The following is a 6996-nucleotide window of genomic DNA, read 5'->3' as shown; positions in this document are numbered from 1 at the left end:
CCGCGGGCGCCCGGCGCCGAGGGTGGTGCTGCTCCCCGCCGTGGTACGTCGGGCGGCCCGCGTCGTCCCCGTGGTGCGGGAGCTCGACGAGACCCGGCACCAGTTCGAGCGGCCGTTCGTGCTGGACTCCTCAGCGGCGACCGGCGTCTTCGGTCTGGAAGCCACCCCCTGGGAGGACGCCCTCCGCCGTACCGTCGAGAGCCTCGACCGGCGGTGAGCGGTCCAGCCGGCTCGGCCACCAGATCCGGCTGCCCAGGTCGAGGTTGAGCGCGGTGACGAGCACGGACCGGACCACGAGGGTGTCCAGGAGGACACCCAGGGCGACCGCGACCCCGACCTCGACGAACGCCACCAGGGGCATCGTGCTGAGCACGAGGAACGTCGAGGCGAGCACGATGCCGGCCGAGGTGATCACCCCACCCGTGGCCGCCAGGGCGACCAGCGAGCCCTGGCGGGTCCCCCGGGTCTGGGTCTCCTCGCGCACCCGGGTCATCAGGAAGATGTTGTAGTCGATGCCCAGGGCGACCAGGAACACGAAGACGAACAGCGGGATGGACGCGTCGGTGCCGGCGAACCCGAACACGTAGGTGAACAGCAGCGCGGAGAGGCCGAGGGCGGCCGCGAACGACAGCACCACCGTCCCGATCAGCAGCAGCGGCGACACCAGGGCGCGCAGCAGCACGATCAGCACCATCAGCACCACGAGCAGCACGGCCGGGATCACCACCCGGTTGTCCCGCTGCGAGGCCTTCTCGACGTCGTCGAAGATCGCCGAGGTCCCGCTGACCAGGGCGTCCGCGCCGTCGACGGCGTGCACCGCCTCCCGGACCTTGTCGACGGTCTCGAAGGCCGAGGGGGCTGTGGCGTCACCCTCGATCGGCGCGGAGAGGAACACCACGCCGTCCTTGACCACCGGCGTGGACAGCTCGCCGATGCCGTTGAGCCGGTTCATCGCCCCTTGCACCTCGGCGGACTTCTCGGCGTTGGCCACCACCAGGACCGGGTTGGACTCGTCGGCGAGCCCGTGCCGGGTCAGCACCTTCTGGCCGACGACCGAGTCGAACTCCTTGGTGTAGGACTCCTCGGTGGTCAGCCCGTTGGCGTCGAGCTTGGTGATCCCGAGGCCGGCGACGGCCAGCAGGATCGCGGTGACCACCCAGACCCTGCGGGGCGCCCTCGCGATGCGCCTGCCGACCCGGGCCCAGAAGCCGGTCGTGGTGGGCTCCGGCGAGCCGAACCAGGGCCGCTTGGGCCAGAACACCCACCGCCCGAAGATGACCAGGAGCGCGGGCAGCAGGGTGATCATCACCAGCAGCGCCACGGCCACCCCCACCGCCGACACCGGGCCCAGCCCGGCACTGGAGTTCAGCTCGGCGAGCGTCAGCGTGAGCATGCCCAGGATCACCGTGGACGCGCTGGCGAAGATCGCCGGTGCGGCCCGGTGCAGCGCGAAGGCCATCGCCTCGTGCCGGTCCTCGTGGCGCCGGAGCTCCTCGCGGTAGCGCGCGACGAGAAGCAGCGCGTAGTCCGTGCCCGCGCCGAACACCAGCACGGTGAGGATGGCCTGGCTCTGCCCGTTCACGGTGAGGTCGGCGTACTTGGCCAGGACGTAGACCAGCGCCTGGGCCACGACCAGGGAGACCACGGCGGAGAACACCGGCAGCAGCCACAGCGTCGGGCTGCGGTAGGTGAGCAGCAGGATGATGATGACCACCATGGCCGAGGCGTAGATGAGCGTCGAGTCCAAGCCCTCGAACGCGGCCGCGGAGTCGGCCGCCTGGCCGCCGGCGCCGGTGACGTGCACGGTGAGACCGTCGCCCTCCGGGGCGATCTCGCGGATCCGGTCGACGGTGTCGGGCATCAGGCTCCAGCCGTTCTTGCCCAGGTCGAAGGTGACCACGGTCTGCATCGCCTGGCCGTCCTTGGCCGGGATCGGGCCGACCACCGGGCCGCTGACCCCGTCGAGGGTCGCGAGCTCCTTGGCCTGCGTGGTCGCCGCGGCGAAGTCCTGCCGGGTGAGCCCGGAGGTGCGCTCGTAGACGATCACCGTCGGGATGGCGTTGGGGTCCTGGAAGGCCTCGAGCTTCGCCAGGGCCCGGGTGGACTCAGCGCTGTCGGGGAGCCAGGAGGAGGTCTCGTTGTTCTGTACGTCGGTGAGCTTGCCGGCGAGCGGTGCCAGCGCCACGACGGCGACGAGCCAGAACCCGAGCACCAGCCACTTGGTCACCCTGCCGGTCAGCCGGCCGGCGATCTGTCGGTGCATCCACCCACTTCAGCAGATGCCGGCCCCGCTGCGCATCAGGAATCTCCCCGAGATCGGCGACCCGAGCCTCAGGAGACCCACTCCTTGAGCTGCGCGACGGTGGCGGCCGGGTCCGCGCTGGCGGGCATCACCTGCAGGGTCGTCACCCCGGCCTCGGCGAAGGCCGCGATCCGCTCCCGGACGTAGGACGCGGGGCCGACCAGGTTGGCCGCCTCGAGCCACTCGGTGGGCACCAGCGCCTCGGCCTCCCGCTTCTTCCCGGCCAGGTAGAGGTCCTGGATCTCGGCGGCCTCCTGCTCGTACCCGTAGGCGCGGGCCACGTCGTTGTAGAAGTTCTTGCCCTTGGCGCCCATGCCGCCGACGTACAGGGCGAACAGGGGGCGGGCCAGGTCGAGCATGCCCTTGACGTCCTCGCCGATCGCGACGAGGCCGCCTGCGGTGATGTCCAGCGGACCCAGCTCCGCGGAGCGCTTCTTGCGGCCGCGGGCCAGTGCCTCGCCCCACACCCGGTGCGCCCGCTCGGGGTGGAACAGGTGGGGGATCCAGCCGTCGGCGATCTCGGCGGCCTGCTCCACGCTCTTGGGGCCCAGCGCCGCGATGTGGATCGGGATCGTGTCGCGCTCGGGGTGGGTGAGGATCTTCAGCGGCTTGCCGAGGCCGGTGACCGCGCCGTCGGCCTTGGTCAGGGGCAGCTTGAACACGCCGTCGGAGGTGAGGACCTCACGCCGCAGCCCCCGGCGCACGAGGTCGATGATCTCCCTGGTCCTGGCCAGCGGCCGGTCGTACGCAACGCCGTGCCACCCCTCGATCACCTGGGGCCCCGAGGCACCCAGCCCCAGGATGGCCCGGCCGCCCGAGACGTTGTCCAGGCCCGCCGCGGTCTGCAGCAGCGTGCCCGGCGTGCGGGAGTAGATGTTGAGGATGGCCGAGCCGATCTCGACCGTCTCGGTCTTGGCGGCGAGGTAGCCCATCAGCGTGGGTCCGTCGAACCCGTACGCCTCGGCCACCCAGACCCGGTCCAGGCCGGCTCTCTCCAGGCTGGACACCTGGTCCGCGGCCGCGCGCGGGTTGCCGTCGTACATCAGGGGCAGAGAGAGCTTCATGGCGACGTCCCGTCCGTGGTGCGGTGTGCTGCCACGCTAGCAACACCCCGCCCGGGGAGCGCCGGGGTGGGGCCGGTGTTTGATGGGGGGGTGAGCGCACTCCCGGGGTCCGTGCCGGAACCGCTGACCCGGCTGCCCGACGGCACCGTCAAGCAGGTGAACCCGTTCACGGGGACACAGGTGTGGACGGTGCCGGGGCGGGCCCATCGACCGCTGCTCCCGACGGACGCCCCTCCGCCGCGGCCGCTGCGCCCGGAGGACGACGGCCGGTACTGCGCGTTCTGCGAGCGGCGCTACCTCGAGACGCCCCCCGAGCGCGAGCGGGTGGTGCGCGGGCCCGACGGCTGGCGGCGGCTGGAGGCGCTGCCCGCCGGGCGCGTCTTCGACACCGTGGCCGACTTCCGGCTGATCCCGAACCTGTTCGAGATCGTCTCCTACGACTACTGGCGGGCCAACCACGGCTACCGGCTGGACGAGGCCGCGCGGGAGCGGCTGGCGACGTACCTGCGCAGCACCCGGGGCCGCGACCACCTGCTGGCGGTGCTCCGGGCCCGCTTCGACGTCGTGCGCACCGAGGACGTGCCGAGACTCGCGGCCAGGTTCTTCGCCGGGTGCCACGACGTGGTCGTCGCGCGGCGGCACTTCGTCGACGGGGCGAGCGGGGACGACGAGAAGGCCTCCTCCGGGACGCTGACGCCCGAGGAGCACGAGCAGTACGTCGCGATGACGGTCCGCGCGCTGGTGGGGCTGTACGAGACGAACCCGCACGCCCGGATGGTCGCGGTGTTCCAGAACTGGCTGCGGCCGGCCGGTGCGTCCTTCGACCACCTGCACAAGCAGCTGGTCGCGGTCGACGAGTACGGCAAGGACCTGGTCACCCAGCTGGCTCGGCTGGCCACCGAGCCCGACCTCTACGAGCGCTGGGGCCCCGAGTACGCCGCCGCGCAGGGGCTGGTGATTGCCCGCAACGAGCACGCGGTGGCCACCGCCGGCGTCGGGCACCGGTACCCCGCGGCGATGGTGTGGAGCACCGCCCCCGGCCGCCCCTGGGAGCTCTCGCCGTCGGCGTTGCGGGGGTTCTCGGACCTGCTGCACGCCGTACACGCGGCCACCGGCCCGGAGGTGCCCACGAACGAGGAGTGGCACTACCAGCCGCCCGGGGTCTCCCCGGACGCCCCGCTGCGTGCGGTGGTGAAGTGGCGGGTCTCGACCCTGGCCGGGTTCGAGGGCGGCACCGGCATCTTCCTCAACACCATCGACCCCTGGACCATGCAGGCCCGCCTGGCCGACCGGCTCGCCGAGCTCTCCGCCGAGGGCGTGCTGGGCGATGTACGGCTCGGTGGGTGAGCCGGCGCTCCGTCGTCGGCTTCCCCGCCGCCCACCCCGCGCCACCCCGACGATCACCCGTCCCGCTGGTGCCCGTTCCAGGAGTCCCACAGGGCGGCGTACGACCCGCCGGCCGCCACCAGGTCGTCGTGGGAGCCCAGCTCGGTGATCCGGCCGTCCTCGACCACGGCCACCCGGTCGGCGTCGTGGGCGGAGAACAGCCGGTGGGCGATCGCGATCACGGTCCGGCCCTCCAGGACCGCCGCCAGCGACCGCTCGAGGTGCCGGGCGGCCCGGGGATCGATCAGTGAGGTGGCCTCGTCGAGCACCAGGGTGTGCGGGTCGGCGAGGACCAGCCGGGCGAGCGCGACCTGCTGGGCCTGGGCGGCGGGCAGCGCGAGGCCGCCGGAGCCGACGACGGTGTCCAGCCCCTCGGGCAGGGCGTCGACCCAGTCCAGCGCGTCCACCGCGGCCAGCGCGTCGCGGATCTCCTCGTCGCCGGCCCCGGCGGGGGCGGCCAGGGCAAGGTTCTCGCGCAAGGTCCCCACGAACACGTGGTGCTCCTGGGTGACCAGGGCCACGTGCCCGCGCAGGTCGTCCAGCGGAAGCTCGACGAGACCGACCCCGCCGACGCTGACCGAGCCCGTGCGTGGCGGGTGGATGCCCGCCAGCAGCCGCCCCAGCGTGGACTTCCCGGCCCCGGACGGGCCGACCATCGCGATCCGCTCGCCGACGCCGACGTCCAGGTCCACGCCGTGCAGCACGTCGCGCCCCTCGACGTAGGAGAACCGCACGTCGCGGGCGACCAGCTTCTCCCCGACCGGCTCGGCCCCGGAGACGGTCCGGTCGTCGGGCACCTGGGCGACCCCGAGCAGCCGCGCGAGGGAGGCGGCACCGATCTGCAGCTCGTCGAGGATGCTCACCACGCGGTCCACCGGGTCGATCAGCATCTGCACGTACAGCGTGGCCGCGGTGACGTCGCCCAGCGACACCTGGCCCTGCGTGTACAGCCAGCCGCCCAGCAGCAGGGTGAACACCGTGGGCAGCAGGTAGGAGACCTCCATGCTGGGGAAGAACACCGTGCGCAGGTAGAGCGTGTAGCGCTCCGCGGCGTAGGACTCGCGGATGTCCTCGTCGAGCCGGCTGGCCTGCTCGGCCTGCAGGCCGAGCGCCTCCACGGTCCGGGCGCCCTCGACGGTCTCGGTGAGCGTGGCGCTGATCCTGGAGTACGACGCGCTCTCCCGCAGGTAGCCGTCCTTGGCCCGGGCGAGGTACCAGCGCAGCCCGACCACCAGCGGCGGCAGTCCGAGCAGGCAGGGGAGCGCCACCCACCAGCCGACGCTGATCGCCGCGGCGAAGGTCAGCACGGCGGTGACCACCGCGATCGTCCACTCCGGCAGAGCCATCCGCACCGACCAGCCGAGCTGGTCGATGTCTCGGGAGGCCCGGGTGAGCAGGTCGCCCGAGCCGGCCGACTCGACCGTTCCCACGGGCAGGGCGAGCGTGTCGCCCACGAAGTCCTCCCGCAGCTCGGCGAGCACCTGCTCTCCGAGGGACTGGGCGACGTAGCGGGCGTAGCGGGTCAGGATGCTCTGCAGCAGGAGGAAGCCCGCCAGCGCGAGGACGACCTTGTCGACGTAGGCCAGCGTCGTCCCCGTCTGGACCGCCTGCACCAGGTCGCCCAGCAGCCGGGGGACGGCCAGTCCGGCGAGCGCGGCGAGCACGTTGAGCGTCAGGGAGGCGCCGAGCATCGCCGGGTGGCGCCGGGCGATCGCCACGGCGTAGCGCCGCACCGAGGGGCCGTCGGCGACGGGGAGCACGGTGCTCATCGGGCCTCCTCCAGCTCGCTCTCGCGGATGACCACGGCGCGGTAGGCCGGGTTGGTCTCGAGGAGGTGCTGATGGGTGCCGGTGTCGACCACGACCCCGTCGCGCACGAACGCCACCTCGTCGACCGCGTCCAGCATCAGCGGGCTGCTGGTCACCACCACGGTCGTCCGGCCGGCACGGTGCCGGTGCAGGCGGGCCGCGATCCGGGCCTCGGTGTGGGCGTCCACCGCCGAGGTCGGCTCCACCAGCACCAGGATCTCCGGGTCCACGGTCAGCGCGCGCGCCAGCACGAGCCGCTGCCGCTGTCCCCCGGAGAAGCTGCGGCCGCGCTCGGTCACCTCGGTGTCCAGGCCCTCCGGCAGCGCCTCGACGATGTCCTCGGCGGATGCGGTGGCGAGGGCCCTCGTGACGCCACCCCGGCCGCTGACGTCGAGCCGGTCGGCAAGCCGCCCGGAGAAGAGGGTGGCCCCCGTGT

Annotated in this window: 5 protein-coding genes and 1 pseudogene; 2 read left to right on the top strand and 4 right to left on the bottom strand. The window is 72.8% G+C overall.

The genetic code is table 11. The features are described 5' to 3' along the window. Positions 1-217 (top strand): annotated as a pseudogene (locus PLP61_RS13395) (NAD-dependent epimerase); the annotation flags it as partial. On the opposite strand, the gene PLP61_RS13390 reads toward PLP61_RS13395, so the two are convergent. Both PLP61_RS13390 and PLP61_RS13385 read right to left on the bottom strand, forming a co-directional pair. After that, complete coding sequence (locus PLP61_RS13390) at positions 131-2263, bottom strand: MMPL family transporter (RefSeq protein ID WP_324503236.1); 2133 nt, start codon at positions 2261-2263, stop codon at positions 131-133. The pseudogene PLP61_RS13395 and the gene PLP61_RS13390 sit on opposite strands and share 87 nt — an antisense overlap. Positions 2264-2331: 68 nt before the next feature. Then, the gene (locus PLP61_RS13385; protein ID WP_324503235.1) at positions 2332-3366 is read right to left on the bottom strand and encodes an LLM class F420-dependent oxidoreductase; all 1035 of its coding nucleotides are present in this window, start codon (positions 3364-3366) and stop codon (positions 2332-2334) included. Between the two features lie 90 nt (positions 3367-3456). On the opposite strand from PLP61_RS13385, the gene PLP61_RS13380 reads away from it, so the two are divergent. Further along, a complete protein-coding gene (locus PLP61_RS13380; protein WP_324503234.1) occupies positions 3457-4713 on the top strand; it encodes a DUF4921 family protein in 1257 nt (418 codons plus the stop codon). Between the two features lie 53 nt (positions 4714-4766). On the opposite strand, the gene PLP61_RS13375 is transcribed toward PLP61_RS13380, so the two are convergent. Together PLP61_RS13375 and PLP61_RS13370 are read right to left on the bottom strand one after the other, a co-directional pair. Further along, complete coding sequence (locus PLP61_RS13375) at positions 4767-6521, bottom strand: ABC transporter ATP-binding protein (RefSeq protein WP_324503233.1); 1755 nt, start codon at positions 6519-6521, stop codon at positions 4767-4769. After that, on the bottom strand, positions 6518-6996 hold a 479-nt coding region (locus PLP61_RS13370; protein WP_324503232.1), incomplete at its 5' end, for an ATP-binding cassette domain-containing protein. The genes PLP61_RS13370 and PLP61_RS13375, both read right to left, overlap by 4 nt.

The organism is Nocardioides sp., from assembly GCF_035429765.1.
Taxonomy (GTDB): Bacteria; Actinomycetota; Actinomycetes; order Propionibacteriales; family Nocardioidaceae; genus Nocardioides.
The sequence above is the reverse complement of the archived record's forward strand: the minus strand, read 5'-3'. Positions and strand labels throughout refer to the sequence as shown.

Excerpts from the sequence above, each read along its gene's own strand:
- PLP61_RS13375 (WP_324503233.1), bottom strand. The coding sequence starts at position 6,521 with ATGAGCACCGTGCTCCCCGTCGCCGACGGCCCCTCGGTGCGGCGCTAC.
- PLP61_RS13390 (WP_324503236.1), bottom strand. The coding sequence starts at position 2,263 with ATGCACCGACAGATCGCCGGCCGGCTGACCGGCAGGGTGACCAAGTGG.
- PLP61_RS13385 (WP_324503235.1), bottom strand. The coding sequence starts at position 3,366 with ATGAAGCTCTCTCTGCCCCTGATGTACGACGGCAACCCGCGCGCGGCC.